This is a genomic window from Plantibacter sp. MDV22-iso1 (genome assembly GCF_058408345.1).
Window position 1 is genome coordinate 340,734 of sequence record NZ_JBZVDY010000001.1, and the last position, 20,253, is coordinate 360,986.

Consider the following 20,253-nt stretch of genomic DNA (forward strand, 5'->3'; position numbering starts at 1 on the left):
CTTAACGCCTCCGACCTCGGGTGGATCGTGCCACCCGTCTCCGGGTGGCACGATCGACGGAGCGCTACCGGACCCGGCGCAGACCGATCGCCGCGACGAGCATGGCGGCCACGATGAGGCCGACGCCGATCCACGCTGCGACACCGACACCGCTGTCGAAGGCGTGCCGCGCGGAGTCCATGAGTGCGCCCGCGAGGTCACCGGGCAGCTGCTCGCCGACCGTCGCCGCACCACCCAGGGTCTCCCCCGCCGCCTGCTGCTGGGCGGCGGTCAGTCCGTCCGGCAGGACGACCGAGGAACGGTAGGACGCGGTGAGCACCGTACCGAGCGTCGCCGTGCCGAGCACCGCGCCCAGCTCGTAGGCGGTCTCGGAGACACCGGACGCCGCACCGGCCTTCTCCGGCGGCGCACTCGCGATCACGAGCTCGTTCGACACCGTCTCGGCGGAGCCGATGCCGAGCCCGAGCGCGACGAACGCGAGGCCGATCCCGAGGGCCGAAACGTCTCCTCCGGTGATCGCGATGGAGGCGTAGCCGACGGCGGAGACGACGAGTGCGATCGGGACCACGATGCCCGGACGGACCCGCTTGGAGATGGGCACGATCACGAGGCCGGCGATGATCATCACGATGAGGCCGGGGAGCAGGACGAGCCCGGCGTCGAGCGGCTGCAGGCCCAGCACCAGCTGCAGGTGCTGCGACACGAAGAACAACCCACCGACGAGCGCCGTCACGCTCAGCAGGTTGATGACCACGGCGCCGCTGAACGAGGCCCGCCGGAACAGGCTCAGGTCGAGCAGCGGGTGCTCGAGGCGGAGCTGACGGCGGATGAACAGGACGCCACTGACCACACCGACGACCATCGAGACGACCGTGAGCAGGTCGAAGCCGGCTTCCGCCAGGTGCTTGATGCTGAACACGAGTGGCGTCATCGTCAGGAGGATGAGGAGGATGCTCGGGACGTCGATGCGTCCGGGGTTCGGGTCCTTCGACTCCGGGATGAGGAAGGGCGCGAGGACGACGAGCGGCAGGAGCACCGGGACGGCGAGCAGGAACACCGCGCCCCAGGCGAAGTGCTCGAGGATGATCCCACCGACGATCGGCCCGAGCGCGCTGCCGGCGGCGAACCCGCTGGCCCAGACGGCGATGGCGAACCGTCGCTGGTCGCGGTCGAGGAAGATGTTCCGCAGCAGCGAGAGCGTCGACGGCATGAGCATCGCTCCGAAGAACCCGAGTGCCGCCCGAGCCGCGATCAGGAGCTCGGCGCTGGGCGCGAACGCCGCGGCGACGGAGACGACGCCGAACCCGATGGAACCGATGAGCAGGAGGCGACGACGACCGATGCGGTCACCGAGGCTGCCCATCGACACGAGCAGGCCGGCGAGCACCAGCGGGTAGATGTCGACGATCCAGAGCAGCTGCGTCCCGGTCGGGGTGAGCGCGCTCGAGATCGCGGGCAACGCGAAGTTGAGGACCGTGTTGTCGACCGACACCAGCAGGACGGGGAGCATGAGGACGGCGAGCGCGAACCAGGCTCGCCGACCGGCACGGGGAGCGGCGACGGCGGTGGGTTCGGTGGCGGTGGACACGATGACCTCTTTCACAGCGTGGAGAACGGCGCCGGTCGGGCGCCGCCCGCTCGACTATACCGTCCAGCCGGTATAGTATCAATCCGAATCCGACGAGCCGAATACGATGGAGCCATGGCGAAGCAGACCGCAGCCCGAGAACGCGTCCTCGACGCCTTCGCCGAACTCCTCATCGAAGAGGGCGAACGCGCCGCCACCCTCGACGCCGTCGCCGCGGCTGCCGGCGTCTCCAAGGGCGGACTGCTCTACCACTTCGGCAGCAAGGAGGCGCTCGTCGACGGCCTCATCGACCGGCTCTCGGAGATGAGCGAGGCCGACACGGCGCGGATGCTCGCGGCCCCGGAGGGCGTCGTCGAGTACTTCGTGCGCACCTCCGTCGACTGCGGCACCCCGTTCGACCGGACGATCATCGCCGTCGCGCGGCTGGCACAGGGGCAGCACGCCCAGGCGAGCGGCGCGATGGCGGACATCCGCCGGAGCTGGTTGCGCACGGTGGAGGATGCCGTCGGCGACCCGGACACCGCCCGCGCCATCGTGCTGATGTGCGACGGTCTCTACGCCAACACGGGGCAGCTCGGCATGGGGGTCAGCGATCCCGATGAGGGCAGCGACGAGGCGATCGAGCGGCTCCTGGCCGTCATCGCGCGGCTGCTTCCCGCCGGCGGGCACTGAGCCGGGACACCCCGACGGCCACACCGGAACGGCCTCGGCGCCAGCGTCTCGGCCTACGGACGACGATGCCCCGCACCGGTCGGCGCGGGGCATCGGGTCGGAGCAGTGGTCGGGTTACTGCTCGGTGATGTCGATCTCGCGGAGCAGCGTCGCGTCGATCGTCTCGCGGATGACCTCGAGGACGTCGTCGGCGACGGGCGAGTCGACCGTCAGGACGCTGAGCGCCGGGCCACCGGCCTCGTGACGGGCGATCTGCATGCCCGCGATGTTGATGCCCGCCTCGCCGAACCGCTGACCGTAGACGGCCACGATGCCGGGCCGGTCGGTGTAGACCATCACGATGTGGTGCTTCGCGAACGGCACCTCGACGTCGTAGCCGTTGATCTCGACGATCTTCTCGGTCTGCTTCGTGCCCGTCAGCGTGCCCGACACCGAGATCTGCGATCCGTCGCTGAGAGCTCCGCGGAGCGTGATGACGTTGCGGTACTCCTCGCTCACCTCGTCGGTGAGCAGGCGCGTGACGACACCGCGCTGCTCGGCGAGCAGCGGGGCGTTCACGTACGAGACCGTCTCGCTGACGATGTTCGTGAAGATCCCCTTGAGCGCGGCCAGCTTCAGCACGCTGACGTCGTACCCGCTCAGCTCGCCGTGGACCTCGACGTCGACGCTCGTGAGCGACGAGGTCGACAGCGCGGCGAACACCTGCCCGAGCTTCTCGACGAGCGGGATGCCGGGACGGACGTACGGGTCGATCACGCCGCCGGCGACGTTGACCGCGTCCGGGACGAGTTCGCCGCCGAGCGCGAGGCGCACGGACTTGGCGACCGAGACGCCGGCCTTCTCCTGTGCCTCATCCGTCGACGCACCGAGGTGCGGCGTCACGATGACGTTCTCGAGCCCGAGCAGCTTCGTGTCGGTGGGCGGCTCGCTGACGAAGACGTCGAGGCCGGCACCGGCGATGACGTTGTTGGACAGCGCCTCGTACAGCGCGTCCTCGTCGATCAGGCCACCGCGGGCGACGTTGACGACGTAGGCCGTCGGCTTCATGAGCGCGAACTGCGGGCCGGCGATCATGCCCGTCGTCTCCGGCGTCTTCGGCATGTGGATGGTGATGAAGTCGGACTGCGCCAGCAGCTCGTCGAGCGTGACCAGCTGCACCCCGAGCTGCTGTGCACGGGCGGACGTGATGTAGGGGTCGTACGCGATGACATTCGTGCCGAACGCCTGCAGACGGGCCGTGATGAGGGCACCGATACGACCGAGGCCGATGATGCCGATGGTCTTCTCGTACAGCTCGGTACCGGTGTACTTGGAGCGCTTCCACTGCCCCTGGGCGAGCGCGGCGTGCGCGGCCGGGATGTGGCGGGCGAGGCTCAGGATGTGCCCGACGGTGAGCTCGGCCGCGGAGATGATGTTCGACGTGGGCGCGTTGACGACCATGACCCCGGCCGTCGTTGCCGCCTTGATGTCGACGTTGTCGAGACCGACACCCGCGCGCGCGACGACCTTCAACCGGGTGGCCGCCTGGATGGCCTCCTCGTCGACCTTGGTCGCGGATCGGACCAGGATGGCGTCGGCGTCGGCGATCGCCGCGAGCAGAGCCGGGCGGTCCGTCCCGTCGACGGAGCGCACGTCGAAGTCGGGCCCGAGGGCGTCGACGGTTGCTGGTGAGAGTTCTTCGGCGATCAGTACGACCGGTTTCGACACGGAACGGTTCCTTCGCAGTAGCAGTGGGGTGGGCAGCGCGTCGGTGTCCGGCGGCCATCGCAAGCCTATCGGAGGCGCACCGGGCGGTTCGTCGTGTGACGGGGCGACGGCCGGGTCACACGGAGAGGTCGATCAGCTGCTGCGCGCCGAACATCGCGAGGACCGACAGCGAGATCGCCGCGACGACGCACAGGGCGACGAGGTAGCGCACGGCCTGCTCGCCGAGCGACCGGTCGCGACCGGTCCCGAAGGCGATCGCGAAGGCCACGATCGGCAGGAGCAGGCCGCCGATGAGGACGACCCAGCCGAGCGGCAGGACCGGCACGGCAAGGCCGTTCGCCGTCCCGACGATGCCGACGAGGTTGCCGACGGCTTCGAAGACGTCATAGGCGAAGAACAGGCCGAACAGGACGGCGACGGACCAGCTGATCCAGCCGGGTCGCTCGGCGGCGGATTTCGACACGGGGTCCGCGGTGGTGGAGGGCATCAGGGTCACACTCCTCGGAGGAACGGCCAGGGCAGGATGAGCACGACACCGAGCAGGAGCATCGCGATCCTGACGACGGGTCTGCCGCCCCGCGTCAACCAGAGCGTCGCGGCCATCCACACGGGTCCCGCGGCGACCGCGAGTCCCTGTCCGAGATCGAACATGAACCGGCCGACCGCGTCGCTCGGCACGGCCGCGTCAGGACGGAATGCCGAGATCAGCCAACCGACGCTGTACAGCAGGAAGACCCCGCCGAAGATGCCGAGCGTGACGAGCATGACCGAACTCATCTGCTCGCGCTCACCGGCGGCAGCCTCGTCCGTGACCCTGTCGGTCGGCTTCGCGACGTCGACCTCGACAGGAGGGGCGACCGGTTCCGCGACCGGACCGGCCGACTCCGAGGCCGGCGGGACCGCCGCGGTCGCCCGAGCACGCGTGAGCGGCTCCTGCGGAGAGGGCTCGCGTGTGGTCCGGTCGCCGGAAGCCGAGGTGTCGAGCGTCGGATCGTCGTCGCCCGCCCAGCTCAGCGCGTCTTCGTCCCGCGGCTCAGTCATACCGCCAGCCTATCGCCGCCGGGCCGACCGTCGAGTGCGGCGATCTGCACTCGACGGAGCAGAATTGCCTGGTGAACCCGTTCCCGCTCCTGCAGTCCGTCCTGACCATCGTCCTCGCGATCATGTTCATCGGCATGGGAGTCCTCCACTTCCTCCCGGGACCGGCGAAGACCATGGCCGCGATGATCCCGGGACCGCTGCGGAACAGCACCATCACACCGCGGATGCTCGTCGTCTTCACCGGTGTGTGCGAGATCGCGGGCGGCGTCGGCCTGCTCGTCCCACCCACCAGGCTCGCCGCAGTGGTCTGCCTGATCGTGTTCCTCATCGCGGTGTTCCCGGCGAACGCCGCGGCCGCGCGGCAGCCGGAGCGGTTCGGTCGCCTCGCCGTGCCGTTCGTCCCACGACTCATCGGTCAGCTCGTGCTGATCCTCGCCCTGGTGGTCGTGGCGCTCTGATCGCTCGACCGGATGGATCGACGGTCCCGTCGGTCCCGGTGGACCTCAGACGGCGACGGCAGCGCGCCTGGCCGCGGCCACCGCGCGAGCGACGGTCGTCGCGTCCGTGATGTCGTAGCTCGGCGACCCTCCGCCGGGGCCGGTCTCGGTGACCCGGCCGGCACGACGACGGGCGGACAGGTGGACCGCGTCCACACCCGCCCGGGCGAGCGCGGGGATCGCATCGATCGTGACACCGCCACCGGCCATGATCTGCATCGAGCTGTCACCCTTCGAGGCCATCTGCGCGAGCTTCTCCGCGCCGTCGATACTCGCGCGCGCGCCGCCGGAGGTCAACAGACGGTCCACACCGGCGTCGCGCAGCTGGTCGGCGGACCGGACGGGGTCGGTCGTGGCGTCGACGGCCCGGTGGAACGTCACCGCGAGCGAGCCCGCAGCCTGACGCAGCTGAGCCAGCGCCTCCAGGTCGATCGTCCGGTCGGACCGGAGGGCGCCGACCACGATGCCCGCAGCACCCGCGGCCTCGAGCGCGAGGATGTCGCCGGACATGACGTCGATCTCCGCGGGCGAGTAGACGAAACCACCCTCTCGCGGACGCACGAGCACGTGCACGAAGTCGCTGAGCCCGGCTTCGTCCGCAGCACGGACCGCCGCCATGACCAGTCCGATGGAGGGGGTGAGCCCACCGGTGCCGAGGGCCTGGCACAACTCGACCCGCTGGGCTCCCTCGCGGATGGCGATGCGGACCCCCTCCACGTCCTGGACGGCGATCTCGACGGCGATTGGCGACTGGAGGCTCATTGGACCCATTGTTCCAGTGATCCGCTCGAGCCGAGGACGCGCACGCCGCTGCGCTACTTGTCCGTGCCCTGCGACACCGAACCCTGCAGCTGTCGCTGGAAAATCAGGTACACGATGAGCACGGGGACCACGGTGATCACGGACGCCGCGAAGAGCGCACCGAAGTCCACCGAGTACCCGGCCTGGGCGGCGAACGACGCCATCCCCTGCGTCAGGACGTAGTTCTGCGGGTTCGAGTTGAGCGCCACCGGCAGGAGGAACTGGTTCCACAGCCCGACGAAGTTGAGGATCGCGACGGTCGCGAGCCCCGGCCTCGCCATGGGCAGCATCACCTGGAAGAAGGTCCGCCACTCCCCTGCTCCGTCGATCGCGGCTGCCTCCGCGATGGAGACCGGCAGCGACTTGAAGAACGAGAACAGGAAGAACACCGTGAACGGGAAGGCGAACGCAGCGTAGGTGAGGATGAGTCCCGGGAGCGAGTTGAGCAACCCGAGGCTCTGCAGCACGAAGAACAACGGCACGATCGCGAGGAACACCGGGAAGGTGAGACCGGCGAGCATCAGGTAGTAGATGGCCCGGCTCCCGAAGAAGCGGAACCGCGCCAGGACGTACGCACACATCGAGCCGAACAGCATGGTCACGATGAGGGCGCCGAACACCACCACGATCGAGTTCAGGAAGAAGCTCCCGATACCGGCCGTCGTCCACGCGTTCACGTAGTTGTCGAAGCTCCACGTCGACGGCAGTGAGAACGGCGAGGCGAAGATCTCGGAGCTCGTCTTGAACGACGACATGACCGTCCAGAGCAGCGGGACGACGACCACGATCGACCAGATGATGAGCACCGTGTGCGATGCCGTCCCGACGACGCGGTCGCCCGTGGTCGGCTTGCGGCTGGCCGGTGTACGCGTGCCGGTTCCGACGACCGCCGGGTTCGCGGTCGTCGCCGTGGTCTGGACGGTCATTCCGCCACCCCTTCATCGTTGCCGCCGGTGAGCCGGCTGACCAGGAAGACGACGCCGGCGAACATCAGGGTGACGAGCGCGAGCACGACCCCCATCGCACAGGCGTAGCCGAACTGGCCCTTGGTGAACGCCGTCGTGAACAGTTGCTGCGACATCACGAGCGTCGTGTTGGAGGGGCCACCGCCGGGGTTCAGTGCGGCCATGTACACGAACGCGTCGAGGGCGAGGATGCCCATGTAGATGTACGCCGTCTGGATGTTGTCCCGGATCAGCGGGATCGTGATCGTGAGCGCGGTCCGCAGGCGCCCCGCGCCGTCGATCCGTGCCGCCTCGTAGACCTCGGCCGGCACGCCCTTGATCGCGGCGATGAAAAGCACCGTGTAGAACCCGATGAGTCCCCAGACGATGACGAACATGGTCGCGATCATCGCCGTGTCCGGCGAACCGAGCCAGGCGAAGGACGTGAACTGGTCGAGCCCGATGCCGGTCAGGAAGCCGTTCAGCAGGCCGGACGACGGGTCGTAGATCTGCTGCCAGATGAGGCCGATGACGATGGCCGGCACGACGTACGGGAAGAAGGTGATCACGCGGTACACGCTCGAGTTGCGGAGGCCGCGGATCGGACCGTTGCTCGGTCCACCGATCGTGATGAGGGAGGCGAAGAGGAACGCGATCCCGAGGGTCACGAGCGGCAGGACGATCGCGAGCGCGACGCTGTTGCCCATGGACTGGAGGAAGGTCTGGTCCTGGAAGAGCTTCGTGTAGTTCGAGAACCCGACGAAGTCCATCCCCGGGGAGAACCCGGACCAGTTCGTCAACGAGTAGTACGCCGCTTGCGCGAACGGCGACACCACGAAGACGACGTACCCCACCACCGGCACGATCAGGAAGACCAGGAAGAACGTGACCCGGTCGAACGTGAAGTCCCGGCGGCGCAGCCGCCGGGCGGCGGGAGGGGTAGCCCCTCCCACCTTCCCGAGCGGTGTGCCGACAGCCGTCATTTGACGGTGACCTTGTCCACGGAGTCGTCGTTGCGGACCTTGTCGGAGATGTCCTGCATGCCCTTGGTGAGCGTGGCGACGTCGGAACCGCCCTGCAGGAACGTGTTCCACAGGACGAGGAGGTCCGTGTTGAGCCCGTAGAGGTCGATGAAGTTCCAAGAGAACACATCGGAGCCGGCGTCGTTCAGCATCTTCACCTGGGACACGAGCGCCGTCGAGCCGAAGCCGTCCTCGGGGATCGTGTCCTTGACGATCGTCGACGAGAAGGTCGTCTTGGCGAAGTTCACCGCGGCGTCGTTCGACAGCATGGCCCGCAGGAACTCCTTGCCGCCGCCGACGTTCTTGCCCTGCGACGGGACGATGAAGCCTTCACCCGCGGTGCTGTGGAGCGCCGTGTACGGCAGGGCCGAGTTCGCGGTGACGGTCGGCTCCGGGGCCCCCGTCATCTTGAACCCGTCCTTCGTCTGGGTCTTCATCTCGTTCTCGATCCAGCCGCCCGAGGGGTAGAGGATGAAGTCCTCCGAGTTGCTCCACTGGGCCTGGGCCGCGGTGAACTGCGTCCCCGCACCGCCGGGCTTGATGTAACCGGCGTCGACGATCTGCTTCATCGCGGTGAGCACGTCCTGCACGGCCGGCTTCGACCAGCAATCGGCTTCGAGGTTCTCGAGCGCGAGACGGACTTCGTCGCCACCTTCCTTGATCGCCGAGGCGATCGCCATCGTGAGGTAGTAGGTGGCCGCCTCGGTGCCCCAACCGAACAGGTACTTGCCCTGCGCTTTGGCCTTCGCACCGAGGTCGAGCGCCTCGGCCCAGGTCTTCGGGGGCGTCCAGCCGTTGGCCTCGAAGAGTGCCGCCGAGTACCAGATCGCGTAGACCGTCAGCACGTAGTTCAACTGCACGAACTTGCCGTCGAAGGTGCCCGGCTCGACGACACCCGGGTAGAGGGTGTCCTTGATGACCTTGCCCTCGTAGTTCTTCGCCTCGATGACGTCCGTCAGGTCGGCGAGCTGCTCGCGGATGGTGTTGATGCCGATGAGGCCGGCACCGCTGTTGTCGATGACGTCCGGCGGGTTGCCTGCGACGAACCGCGGCTGGAGGGTCTGCGCGATGTTCGTGGCGGCCGTGACCTTGACGGTCGAGCCCGCCTGCTGCTTCTCGACGAGCTTCCCGGCGAACTCGGTGTACTCGATGCCGTACCCGCCCTTGAAGATGACGGCGTCGACGGTCGAGTTGGCGGCCATGCCGAACGGGTTGTCGGCCGAGACCGGTCCGCCGGTGGTGGTCGCCCCGCCTCCGCCGCCGACACAGGACGCGAGCGTCCCGCCCAGCGGGAGGAGGATCGCGGTCGCGAGTGCTCCTCGCAGGAAATCGCGGCGTTGGAGCGTTGCTGGCTGCTTGTCCATCGGTCTACCTTCCAGTGATTCGAGTGTTGCCCGGGTGTGGTGCTGTCGGGGTGGTGTTGTCGGGTGTGTGGTGCGGGTGCAGCGACGCCTCGGGTTCAGGCGTCACGTCTGATCCGGCCTCGGTAGCGGTCCTCGAGCACACTGTTGTGCTCGTCGCCGCCCGGGATGTTGGCCGAGATGTAGAGCGGTGGGGTCTCGCCGGTGTCCGCGATCCTCGCCGCGACGCCGATGGTGAGGAGCTGCGCGAGGTAGGCCGCCGTGATCGAGGACACCGCGCCGACCGGGACGCCGTCCCGGACCTCGATGGTCGCGTCGCCGAACGGAGCGCGGTTGTCGAGCACCACGTCGGCCACCTCGGAGAGCCGCAGCCCGCTCGGGTGCTTCGGCTCGACGCGCGAGGTGTGCTCGAGCGAGGTCACGGCGATGACGGGGTGGCCGTGTTCCTTGGCGATCAGGGCGAGTCCCACGATCGACCCGTTGACGCCGGAGTTCGACGCGATGATGAACACGTCACCCTCCCCCACCGGGGAGATCGCGAAGAGCTCCGCTGCGACATCGCCGCTGCGCTCCAGCGCGGCACCACCGAGGTCGTCGACGGACCGTGCGCCGCGGAGGACGACGTCCCGCAGCGCGATCTTGTTCGTCGGGATCAGTCCACCGGCGCGTCCGGCGATCTCCATCGCGAACGCCTCCGAGTGGCCGGTGCCGAACGCTTGGATGACCGCTCCGCGCTCGAGGGCCGCGACCAGGAGGTCGATCGCGGGATCGAGTTCGCCGGACCGTGCCGCCCGGGTGATGTCCGCGAGGCGCGAGGTCACCTCGTCGGTGTAGCGATCGAGGTGATCGGTCCAGCTCGTGGTGGATGTGGTGCTCATTCGGTTCCTCTCAGACGCCCACGGGCGAGGCGGTCTCGGACAGGGCGCCGGCCTTGGTCGGTCGGCGGTGCGGGGCGACCGCGAGGGCGGAGGCCGCGAGGCGCTTCGTCGTGCGCTCGAAGTTCTGCTGCGCGACGAACAGGTACAACAGATCCAGGACGAACAGCTGTCCGTGCTTGGCGGAGAGGTCGTCGGGCTGCAGGAACCGTTCGTGGGCCGAGGTGATGATGGCCAGGGTCGACGCGGCGACGAGCGGGGAGTCCGGGTTGTTGCTGATCGCCACGGTGAGCGCGCCCGCGCGACCCGCCTGGCGGAGCATCTGGATGGTCTCCTCGGTGCGCCCGGTGTTGCTGATCCCCAGGGCGACCGAGTCGGGGCCCTGGATCGCAGCGCTCGTGAGGCCCGCGTGGACCTCCGACCAGGCGTGCGTGCTGATGCCGATCCGGTACAGCCTGGCCTGCATCTCGTCGGCGAGCATCGCGCTGCCGCCCACACCGTAGATGTCGACGTTCCGGCTGCGCGCGATGGCTGCGGCGATCTCGAGCATGACCTCGAGGTCGATCACGTCGGCGGTCTCCCGCAGCGTCCGCGTGTGCGCGTTCAGCAGCGTGCTCAGGACGTCCGGGGCCGAGTCGTCGGGACCGAACGCCCGGCCGATGTCGGTCTGCCAGGAGTCGCGAGCGGTGCTGCGACCGAAGTCCTTGGCGAGGTCGACCCGGAACGGCGCGTAGCCGGTGTATCCGATGATCCGGCAGAAGCGGGTGATGGTCGCCGCGGAGACGCCCGAATCGGCGGCGAGTTCACCGATCGTGAGGGTCAGGGGGGCGTCGGGGTTCTCCAACAGATAGTCCGCGATACGCAGCATGACCCCGGACATCTCCGGCATCCGCGACCGAATCCGGTTGGTCACGCCGGTGGCGTGCTCGACCGGTGGGTCGGTGCGGATGGAAACAGTCATGGAAATTCCTTTTCTCCTTCGTTGGAGTGACGCGAAACTGATTCTTACAGTACGTTGTGGCCCACGGCAACATGTTTCGAGATGATGACGATGATGAAAACAACTCTGGCGGTCGACGCCGGCGGCACCTCGTCCCGGGCGGTGCTCGTCGACGCCTCCGGACGTCGCCTCGGTTCCGGTCGGGCGGGCGGCGGGAATCCGACCTCGTCCGGCGTGGACAGCGCCGCCACGCAGATCGCGCTCGCAGCTCGTGCCGCGCTCGACCTGGCCAGGACGACGACGTCCGTGTCGCCTCACCCGTCCGGGTCGCCCGTGGTGATCACGCAGGCGGGGCAGGTGTCCGACGCCTATCGCCGCGCCCTGGACGCGCACCTCGTACCGCTCGGACTCGGACCGGTCGTCATCGAGCCGGATCTACTCGGCATGTACGGCTCCGGCTCGGCGGCGCCCGACGGCGTCGTACTCGTCGCGGGGACCGGGAGCGTCGCGGGACGGATCAGGGACCGTCTGGTCGTCCGAGAGGTGGGCGGCGCCGGCTGGCTCCTCGGTGATGGCGGCTCCGGATTCTGGATCGCCCGACGCGTGATCCGCGCGGTCGCCGCCGATCTCGACGGCATCGGACCCCGCACGGGCCTCACCCCGCTGCTCTCCCAGGCGATCGGGTCCACTCCGGACCCGTCCTCATCCGGTGGCGCCGACCACCGCCGGTCCCCGGTACTCGACACACTCATCCGCTCGGTGAACGACGGTCCCCCCATCGCCATCGCCCGCCTGGCGCCGCTCGCCTTCCAAGCCGCGGACGACGAGGTCGCGCGGTCCATCCTCGACGCTGCCGTGGACCGTTTGGCCGTCCTCGTCGAACGGGTGCTGGCTCCGGATCCGGACCACCGAGAGCGCACGCTCGTCGTCGGCGGCAGCGTGCTCGTCGACGGACTCCTCCCGTCCGTCCCCTCCGCCGCGGAGCGCCTGTCATCGGCTGCCGCCGGGGCCCGACTCGTCCCGGTCGCCGACGGCCTCGTCGGAGCCGCCGCCCTGGGCATCAGGATGCTGGGCGGGGACGTCGACGACGCGACCCTCAGCCGCCTGCGCGAGGACCTGGCCGCAGGGGCGACGCGGTGACGGCGGACCGGATCGCCGTCATCGGCACCGGTGCCATGGGACTGGCGCACGTCCGCGCGCTCGCCGGACTCGGTGCAGCGGACCGGATCGTCTTCCTGTGCTCGGCCCGGTCGCCGAGAGCCATGCCGGAGGCACCGGCCGCACGACTCACCACCTCGGTCGACGAGGTGCTCCTGGATGCCTCCGTGGGCATCGTCGTCATCTGCACGCCGACCGACACCCATCGGGACCTCGCCGTCAGCGCGCTCCGTGCCGGCAAACACGTCCTGCTGGAGAAACCGATCGCCCTGACGCTCGCCGACGCATACGCGATCCTGCGCACCGCCGACGCGTCCGACCGGATATTCATGGTCGCGCACGTCGTCCGGTTCTTCGGCGGGTACGAGGCGATCGACGACGCGGTGCGCGCCGGCGCCGTCGGCACACCCCTCGCCGTCACGGCCGAACGGCTGAGCTCCCCTGCCGCCCCGTCACCGTGGTGGCAGGACGAGCGACGCTCCGGCGGCCCCCTCGTCGACTTCGCGATCCACGACTTCGACCAACTGAACCAGCTCCTCGGCCAGCCGCGATCTGTGTCAGCACGCCGCACCGGCACCGGTCGCCCGATCGAGACGACGGTCGACTACGCCGACGGCGGCATCGGGCGTGTCCTCACCTCCATGGAGCTCCCGCCGGCCTTCGGCTTCAGCTCGGCCATCGAGGTGCTGGGCAGCACCGGGCTCATCGCCCACCGATTCGTCGGCGCGTCCCCGACCCACACACCGCCACTCGCGGTCGACGCGCTCGGGTCGGCCGCCGCGCACGGCCTCGTCGACCTCGACGAGGCCGATCCCTACCGACGGCAGATGGCCTCCTTCCTCGACTGCGTCGATCGAGACGTCCAACCGTTCCGGGTGACCGGCCGGAGCGCCCTCGCGGCCCTGACCGTCGCGTTGGCGGCGAAGGCGTCATTGGACACCGGCATGCCCGTGCAGGTCTCCGAATCCCACGACGTCTGATTCACCGACGCGCGCCACCCCCGTCGACCCCGCCCACGCCGGCCACCAGACGGCAGACATCCGACCTTTCGTGTTAGCCTGCCCCCGCACCGCCGTGAACCCACTCGACGATCGAAGGGCCGCCGTGACCGAGACCACCATCCCCAGACCCGACACCGCCTGGTTCGACGAGGCGAGATTCGGACTGTTCCTGCACTGGGGCCTCTACGCCCTCCCCGCCCGCCACGAGTGGGTGCAGACGCGGGAGCGCCTCTCGGCCGAACACTACGAGCGCTACCGCGAACACTTCGATCCCGACCGGTTCGACCCCCGCGCCTGGGCCAAGCAGGCCAAGGCGGCCGGCTTCCGGTACGCGGTCCTCACGACGAAGCACCACGACGGCTTCTGCCTGTGGGACTCGGCGCTCACCGACTTCACGTCCACGCACACGCCCGCCGGCCGCGACCTCGTGGCGGAGTTCGTGGAGGCCTTCCGCGCCGAGGGGCTCCGGATCGGCTTCTACCACTCGCTCATCGACTGGCATCACCCCGACTTCACGGTCGACGGCATCCACCCGCGACGAGAGGACGCCGAGGCGCTCGCCGCGAACGCCGACCGGGACTGGTCCCGCTATCGCGATTATCTGCACGGCCAGGTACGCGAGCTGCTCACCGGCTACGGCCCGATCGACTACCTCTTCTTCGACTTCAGCTACTCGCAGGGCATCGAGGGCCTGCCGGGGAAGGGCGCCGCCGATTGGGGCTCCGAGGAACTCGTCGAGATGATCCGCGGGCTGCAGCCGGAGATCCTCATCAACGACCGCCTCGAACTCCCGGGCGACGTCACCACCCCGGAGCAGTACCAGCCCGTGGTGACGCCGGTCGGTCCCGACGGCGAACCCGTCCGGTGGGAGGCCTGCCAGACCCTGAACGGCAGCTGGGGGTACGACCGTGACAACCTCGACTACAAGTCGCCGGAGCTGCTCCTGCGGATGCTCATCGATTCGGTCTCGAAGAACGGCAACATCCTGCTGAACATCGGACCGACCGCGCGCGGGACGATCGATCCGCGCGCGATCGAACGACTCGAGGTCCTCGCCGACTGGTTCGCGCTCCACGAGCGGGCGATCCGAGGATGCGGCCCGTCGGAGTTCAGCAGTCCGACCGACGTCCGGTACACGCAACGGGGCGACCGGCTGTACGTGCACGTCTTCGCCTGGCCGTTCGTACACCTGCACCTGCCCGGTCTCGGCGGCCGGGTGCGCTACGCCCAGCTGTTGTCGGACGGCTCCGAGGTGCCCTTCCAGGTGCATCGCCCGGAGCACGACCTGCCGAACCAGCACACCCAACCGAAGGGACTCGGTCCCGACACGGTGACCCTGCACCTGCCGATCGGTGAACCCGACACCCCGATCCCGGTCATCGAGATCTTCCTCGAGCCCGGCACGAACGGAGCGACGACGGCCTGAGGTCTTCCGCAGACGACGGAACGCCCGCCCCGACGGATCGGGGCGGGCGTTCCGGCTCGGTGCCGCTGAGCGGCTGGACGAGCGGAGACTAGCGGGCGACGCTGCCGTCGACGTAGTCGTCATCGTTCGAGGCGTTCCACGCGAAGAGCTTGCGCAGCTCGCGACCGGTGGCCTCGATCGGGTGGTCCTCACCCTTCTTGCGCAGCTCGAGGAACTCGGGCGCGCCGGCGTCCTGGTCGTCGATGAAGCGCTTGGCGAAGGTGCCGTCCTGGATGTCCTTGAGGACCGCCTGCATGTTGGTCTTGACGCTCGGGTCGATGACGCGCGGGCCGGAGACGTAGTCGCCGTACTCGGCCGTGTCGGAGACGCTCCAACGCTGCTTGGCGATGCCACCCTCCCAGATGAGGTCGACGATGAGCTTCAGCTCGTGGAGCACCTCGAAGTAGGCGATCTGCGGCTGGTACCCGGCCTCGGTGAGGGTCTCGAAGCCGTACTGGATCAGCTGCGAGACACCACCGCACAGGACGGCCTGCTCGCCGAAGAGGTCGGTCTCGGTCTCCTCGGTGAAGGTGGTCTTGATGCCGCCGGCACGGAGGCCGCCGATCGCCTTGGCGTAGGACCAGGCGAGCGCCCAGGCGCCACCGGTCTCGTCCTTCTCGACGGCGACGATGACGGGGACGCCACGGCCGGCCTCGTACTCGCGACGGACGGTGTGGCCCGGTCCCTTCGGGGCGACCATGAAGATGTCGACGCCCTCGGGAGCCTCGATGTAGCCGAAGCGGATGTTGAAGCCGTGGCCGAAGACGAGCGCCTTGCCCGGAGCGAGCTGGTCCTTGATGGACTCGGCGAAGATCGTGCGCTGGTGCTGGTCCGGAGCGAGGATGACGATGACGTCGGCCCATGCGGAGGCGTCGGCGACGTTCTTGACGGTGAAGCCCTGCTCCTCGGCCTTGGCGATCGACTTCGAGCCGTCCTTCAGGCCGACGACGACCTCGACACCGGAGTCGCGGAGGTTGAGCGCGTGTGCGTGGCCCTGCGAGCCGTAGCCGATAACGGCAACCTTCTTGCCCTGGATGAGCGACAGGTCTGCGTCCTGGTCGTAGAAAATCTCAGTCACTGGTGGTTCTCTCCTTGGTTGTGGTTTCGCAATACGTCGCAGATGCGACTAGTTCTTGAAGACGCGTTCGGTGATGGACTTCGAGCCGCGCCCGATGGCGAGGAGACCCGATTGGGCGATCTCCTTGATGCCGTAGGGCTCGAGCACCTTGAGGAGCGCGGTCGTCTTCCCGGAGTCGCCCGTGACCTCGATCACGAGGGCGTCGGTCGCCACGTCGACGACGCGGGCCCGGAACAGGTTGACGGCTTCCAGCACCTGGGAACGGGTGGAGTTGTCGACGCGGACCTTGATGAGCAGGTGCTCGCGCTGGACGGACTGCGCCGGATCCAGCTCGACGATCTTGATGACGTTGATGAGCTTGTTCAGCTGCTTCGTCACCTGCTCGAGCGGAAGCTCCTCGACGTCGACGACGACCGTGATCCGGGACAGGCCCTCGATCTCGCTGTGGCCGACCGCGAGGCTCTCGATGTTGAAGCCCCGGCGGGCGAACAACCCGGCGACGCGGGTCAACAGACCGGGCTTGTCCTCGACGAGGAGGCTCAGGACGTGGCTGCTCATGCTCAGGCCTCCTCATCGAACGACGGACTGTGGTCCTTGGCGTACTGGACGTAGCTGTTGCTGACACCCTGCGGCACCATCGGCCACACCATCGCGTCCGCACTCACCACGAAGTCGATGACGACCGGACGGTCGTTCGTCTCCAGGGCGAGCTTGATGGCGGCGTCGACCTCCTCCTCCTTCGTCACGCGGATCGCGAGGCAACCGTAGGCCTCGGCCAGCTTGACGAAGTCGGGGACGCGGATGGTGTCGTGCCCGGTGTTCAGGTCGGTGTTCGAGTACCGACCGTCGTAGAAGAGCGTCTGCCACTGTCGGACCATGCCCAGTGAGGAGTTGTTGATGATCGCGACCTTGATCGGGATGTTGTTGATCGTGCAGGTCGCGAGCTCCTGGTTGGTCATCTGGAAACAGCCGTCGCCGTCGATCGCCCACACGTGGCGATCGGGCTGGGCCACCTTGGCGCCCATGGCCGCTGGGACCGAGTAGCCCATGGTCCCGGCACCACCGGAGTTCAACCAGGAGTTCGGACGCTCGTACTTGATGAACTGCGCCGCCCACATCTGGTGCTGGCCGACGCCCGAGGCGAAGACGCCCTCCGGACCGGTGATCTCGCCGATGCGGGAGATGACGTGCTGTGGCGAGAGCAGACCGTCGGTCGGCTCGGCGTAGCCCAGCGGGAACTCCTCGCGGAGGCCGTCGAGGTAGGACCACCACTCGGCGATGTCGGGGGTGACCTCGCGGGCGGCCGACTCGAACGCCGACTGGAGGTCGACGATGACGTCCTTCGCGTCGCCCACGATGGGGACGTCCGCGATGCGGATCTTCGAGATCTCTGCCGGGTCGACGTCAACGTGGACGACCTTGGCGTTCGGCGCGAAGAGCGAGGCCTTGCCGGTCACGCGGTCGTCGAACCGCGCTCCGAGCGACACGAGCAGGTCGGCCTCCTGCAGCGCGAGCACTGCCGGGACGGTGCCGTGCATGCCGGGCATGCCGAGGTGCTGCGTGTGCGAGTCGGGGAACGCCCCGCGAGCCATGAGCGTCGTCACCACCGGAGCCCCGGTCGCCTCCGCCAGCGCGAGCAGTTCCTCGGAGGCCTTGGAGCGGATCACGCCGCCACCGACGTACAGCACCGGCTTCTTGGCGTTGACGAGCAGCTGCGCAGCGGCCTGGATCTGCTTGCCGTGCGCCTTCGTCACCGGGCGGTAGCCGGGCAGGTCGACCTTCGGCGGCCAGATGAACGGCGCCTCGGCCTGCTGGGCGTCCTTCGTGATGTCGACCAGCACCGGTCCGGGACGGCCGGTACCCGCGATCTCGTAGGCCGCGGCGATGGCCGCCGGGACCTCCTCCGGGGTCTTGACGAGGAAGGAGTGCTTCGTGATCGGCATGGTGATGCCGACGATGTCCGCCTCCTGGAACGCGTCAGTGCCCATGAGGGTCGAGAACACCTGACCGGTGATCGCGACCATCGGCACCGAGTCCATGTAGGCGTCGGCGATGGCGGTGACGAGGTTCGTCGCGCCGGGGCCCGACGTCGCGATGCACACGCCGATCCCGCCACCGGCGGCGGCGTATCCTTCCGCCGCGTGGCCGGCGCCCTGCTCGTGTCGGACCAGGATGTGACGGAGCTTCGTCGAGTCCATCAGCGGGTCGTAGGTCGGCAGGATCGCGCCGCCGGGCAGACCGAAGATGTCGGTGACCCCGAGGAGCTCGAGCGATCGGACGATCGCCTGGGCTCCCGTCAGGATCTCCGGTGCGGCCGGGGCCGCAGGTGTTCTGGGATGAGGCACGGGTTGGGATTCCGTGGGCATGATGATTCCTTCAGCGATGAGATGCACGAACGAGATGCTCGGTTATCCCGTGATCGCGCCCTCCGCTGCGGAGTGCACGAGACGAGAGTACTTTGCGAGAACGCCACGGGTATAGCGCGGGGGAAGAGGCGCCCAGCCGTCGCGGCGGGCTTCCAGCTCTGCTTCGTCGACGAGTAGGTCGAGCGAGCGGCCAGCGATATCGACCCGTATCAGATCACCATCGCGCACGAAGGCGATCGGACCTGCGTCCACCGCTTCGGGTGCTATGTGGCCGATGCACAGTCCGGTTGTGCCGCCTGAGAATCGACCGTCCGTCAACAGTAGTACATCCTTGCCGAGTCCGGCGCCCTTGATGGCGGCCGTGATCGCGAGCATCTCGCGCATCCCCGGTCCGCCCTTCGGGCCCTCGTAGCGGATGATGACGACGTCGCCCTTGTTGATCTTGCCCTCGGTGAGTGCGTCCATGGCACCGCGCTCACGTTCGAAGACCCGCGCGGGTCCTTCGAAGACCTCGGCGTCGAATCCGGCCGTCTTCACGACGGCGCCCTCGGGCGCGAACGACCCCTTGAGGATCGTGATGCCGCCGGTCGCGTGGATCGGGTTGTCGAGCGTGCGGATGACCGTGCCGTCGATCGGGTCGGGGTTGATGTCGGCGAGGTTCTCGGCGACGGTCTTGCCGGTGACGGTGAGGCAGTCGCCGTGCAGCAGACCGGCGTCGAGCAGCGCCTTCATGACGACGGGGACGCCGCCGTGACGGTCGACGTCGTTCATGACGTACTGGCCGAACGGCTTCAGGTCGCCGATGTGCGGCACCTTGTCGCCGATGCGGTTGAAGTCGTCGAGCGTGAGGTCGACCTCGGCCTCGCGGGCGATCGCGAGCAGATGCAGGACCACGTTCGTCGATCCGCCGAAGGCCATCGCGACGGCGATGGCGTTCTCGAACGCCTCCTTCGTCAGGATGTCTCGCGCGGTGATGCCGAGTCGGAGCATGTTGACCACGGCTTCGCCCGAACGGTGCGCGAAGTAGTCGCGACGGCGATCGGCCGAGGGCGGCGAAGCCGAACCCGGGAGGCTCATCCCGAGCGCCTCGGCGACGGACGCCATCGTGTTGGCCGTGTACATCCCGCCGCACGCACCCTCGCCAGGGGCGATGGCGCACTCGATGCGCTTGAGGTCCTCTTCGCTCATGTTGCCGGCCTTGCAGGCCCCGACCGCTTCGAAGGAGTCGATGATCGTGACCTCCTTCTCGGTGCCGTCGGAGAGCTTGACCCAACCCGGCGCGATCGATCCGGCGTAGAGGAAGACCGAGGAGAGGTCGAGTCGTGCGGCCGCCATGAGCATGCCCGGCAGCGACTTGTCGCAGCCGGCGAGCAGAACCGTGCCGTCGAGGCGCTCGGCCATGACCACGGTCTCGACGCTGTCGGCGATGACCTCGCGTGAGACGAGCGAGAAGTGCATGCCCTCGTGGCCCATCGAGATGCCGTCGGAGACGGAGATGGTGCCGAACTGCAGCGGGTATCCCCCGCCCGAGTGCACGCCCTCCTTGGCCCCCTGTGCAAGGCGGTCGAGCGAGAGGTTGCAGGGGGTGATCTCGTTCCACGAGCTCGCGATGCCGATCTGGGGCTTGTCCCAGTCCTCGTCGCCCATGCCGACGGCGCGGAGCATGCCGCGCGAAGTGGTCGCCTCGATCCCGTCGGTGACGGCACGACTGCGTGGTTTGATGTCGATCTCTGGCAT

19 protein-coding genes are annotated in these 20,253 nt (G+C 68.4%); 5 read left to right on the forward strand and 14 right to left on the reverse strand.

From position 1 onward, the window contains the following. Positions 1 to 64: 64 nt before the first annotated feature. Positions 65 to 1,588 (reverse strand): MFS transporter, encoded by a 1,524-nt coding sequence (locus tag AC4PMY_RS01615; RefSeq protein ID WP_491621855.1) that lies wholly within the window; start codon positions 1,586 to 1,588, stop codon positions 65 to 67. A 114-nt stretch (positions 1,589 to 1,702) separates the two neighbouring features. On the opposite strand from AC4PMY_RS01615, the gene AC4PMY_RS01620 reads away from it, so the two are divergent. Continuing rightward, entirely contained in the window at positions 1,703 to 2,260 is a 558-nt protein-coding gene (locus AC4PMY_RS01620) for a TetR/AcrR family transcriptional regulator (RefSeq protein ID WP_194601452.1), read from the forward strand. Positions 2,261 to 2,374: 114 nt separating this feature from the next. On the opposite strand, the gene serA is transcribed toward AC4PMY_RS01620, so the two are convergent. The 3 genes from serA to AC4PMY_RS01635 all read right to left on the reverse strand — a co-directional run bounded on the left by serA (position 2,375) and on the right by AC4PMY_RS01635 (position 5,008). Then, the gene (gene serA, locus AC4PMY_RS01625; protein ID WP_071260923.1) at positions 2,375 to 3,967 is read right to left on the reverse strand and encodes a phosphoglycerate dehydrogenase; all 1,593 of its coding nucleotides are present in this window, start codon (positions 3,965 to 3,967) and stop codon (positions 2,375 to 2,377) included. 115 nt (positions 3,968 to 4,082) lie between these two features. Then, positions 4,083 to 4,454, reverse strand: a complete 372-nt coding sequence (locus tag AC4PMY_RS01630) for a bacitracin resistance protein (protein ID WP_491621856.1) — start codon at positions 4,452 to 4,454, stop codon at positions 4,083 to 4,085. 5 nt (positions 4,455 to 4,459) lie between these two features. Beyond that, entirely contained in the window at positions 4,460 to 5,008 is a 549-nt protein-coding gene (locus AC4PMY_RS01635) for a hypothetical protein (protein ID WP_491621857.1), read from the reverse strand. Between the two features lie 71 nt (positions 5,009 to 5,079). On the opposite strand from AC4PMY_RS01635, the gene AC4PMY_RS01640 reads away from it, so the two are divergent. Beyond that, on the forward strand, positions 5,080 to 5,466 hold the full coding sequence (locus AC4PMY_RS01640) for a DoxX family protein (protein ID WP_491621858.1): 387 nt from the start codon (positions 5,080 to 5,082) through the stop codon (positions 5,464 to 5,466). A gap of 45 nt (positions 5,467 to 5,511) precedes the next feature. Here the strand turns inward: AC4PMY_RS01640 and AC4PMY_RS01645 are convergent, their stop codons facing one another. The 6 genes from AC4PMY_RS01645 to AC4PMY_RS01670 form a co-directional block, all read right to left on the reverse strand. After that, positions 5,512 to 6,267, reverse strand: a complete 756-nt coding sequence (locus AC4PMY_RS01645; RefSeq protein ID WP_491621859.1) for a copper homeostasis protein CutC — start codon at positions 6,265 to 6,267, stop codon at positions 5,512 to 5,514. Between the two features lie 53 nt (positions 6,268 to 6,320). Next, entirely contained in the window at positions 6,321 to 7,232 is a 912-nt protein-coding gene (locus tag AC4PMY_RS01650; protein WP_064296254.1) for a carbohydrate ABC transporter permease, read from the reverse strand. Then, positions 7,229 to 8,233: a carbohydrate ABC transporter permease gene (locus AC4PMY_RS01655; protein ID WP_491621860.1), complete on the reverse strand. Its 1,005-nt coding sequence runs from the start codon at positions 8,231 to 8,233 to the stop codon at positions 7,229 to 7,231. The genes AC4PMY_RS01650 and AC4PMY_RS01655 overlap by 4 nt, the downstream gene beginning before the upstream one ends. Continuing rightward, a complete protein-coding gene (gene ngcE / locus AC4PMY_RS01660) occupies positions 8,230 to 9,636 on the reverse strand; it encodes an N-acetylglucosamine/diacetylchitobiose ABC transporter substrate-binding protein (RefSeq protein ID WP_064296252.1) in 1,407 nt (468 codons plus the stop codon). The genes AC4PMY_RS01655 and ngcE overlap by 4 nt, the downstream gene beginning before the upstream one ends. A 95-nt stretch (positions 9,637 to 9,731) precedes the next feature. Further along, on the reverse strand, positions 9,732 to 10,511 hold the full coding sequence (locus AC4PMY_RS01665) for a sugar isomerase domain-containing protein (protein WP_491621861.1): 780 nt from the start codon (positions 10,509 to 10,511) through the stop codon (positions 9,732 to 9,734). Positions 10,512 to 10,521: 10 nt separating this feature from the next. Continuing rightward, on the reverse strand, positions 10,522 to 11,469 hold the full coding sequence (locus AC4PMY_RS01670; RefSeq protein ID WP_079002196.1) for a MurR/RpiR family transcriptional regulator: 948 nt from the start codon (positions 11,467 to 11,469) through the stop codon (positions 10,522 to 10,524). Positions 11,470 to 11,562: 93 nt separating this feature from the next. On the opposite strand from AC4PMY_RS01670, the gene AC4PMY_RS01675 reads away from it, so the two are divergent. The 3 genes from AC4PMY_RS01675 to AC4PMY_RS01685 all read left to right on the forward strand — a co-directional run bounded on the left by AC4PMY_RS01675 (position 11,563) and on the right by AC4PMY_RS01685 (position 15,033). Beyond that, on the forward strand, positions 11,563 to 12,588 hold the full coding sequence (locus AC4PMY_RS01675) for an N-acetylglucosamine kinase (protein WP_491621862.1): 1,026 nt from the start codon (positions 11,563 to 11,565) through the stop codon (positions 12,586 to 12,588). Further along, complete coding sequence (locus tag AC4PMY_RS01680) at positions 12,585 to 13,586, forward strand: Gfo/Idh/MocA family protein (protein ID WP_491621863.1); 1,002 nt, start codon at positions 12,585 to 12,587, stop codon at positions 13,584 to 13,586. The genes AC4PMY_RS01675 and AC4PMY_RS01680 overlap by 4 nt, the downstream gene beginning before the upstream one ends. A gap of 124 nt (positions 13,587 to 13,710) precedes the next feature. Continuing rightward, positions 13,711 to 15,033, forward strand: coding sequence for an alpha-L-fucosidase (locus AC4PMY_RS01685; RefSeq protein ID WP_254773604.1), 1,323 nt, complete (start codon positions 13,711 to 13,713; stop codon positions 15,031 to 15,033). Positions 15,034 to 15,121: 88 nt separating this feature from the next. Here the strand turns inward: AC4PMY_RS01685 and ilvC are convergent, their stop codons facing one another. Genes ilvC through ilvD form a run of 4 tightly spaced genes read right to left on the reverse strand, consistent with a single transcriptional unit; the run spans position 15,122 to position 20,253 of the window. Then, positions 15,122 to 16,150, reverse strand: coding sequence for a ketol-acid reductoisomerase (gene ilvC, locus AC4PMY_RS01690; protein WP_064296249.1), 1,029 nt, complete (start codon positions 16,148 to 16,150; stop codon positions 15,122 to 15,124). 48 nt (positions 16,151 to 16,198) lie between these two features. Then, entirely contained in the window at positions 16,199 to 16,708 is a 510-nt protein-coding gene (ilvN, locus tag AC4PMY_RS01695; RefSeq protein ID WP_064296248.1) for an acetolactate synthase small subunit, read from the reverse strand. Positions 16,709 to 16,710: 2 nt separating this feature from the next. Then, entirely contained in the window at positions 16,711 to 18,516 is a 1,806-nt protein-coding gene (locus AC4PMY_RS01700) for an acetolactate synthase large subunit (RefSeq protein WP_064296247.1), read from the reverse strand. A gap of 42 nt (positions 18,517 to 18,558) precedes the next feature. After that, positions 18,559 to 20,253, reverse strand: a complete 1,695-nt coding sequence (gene ilvD / locus AC4PMY_RS01705; protein WP_064296246.1) for a dihydroxy-acid dehydratase — start codon at positions 20,251 to 20,253, stop codon at positions 18,559 to 18,561.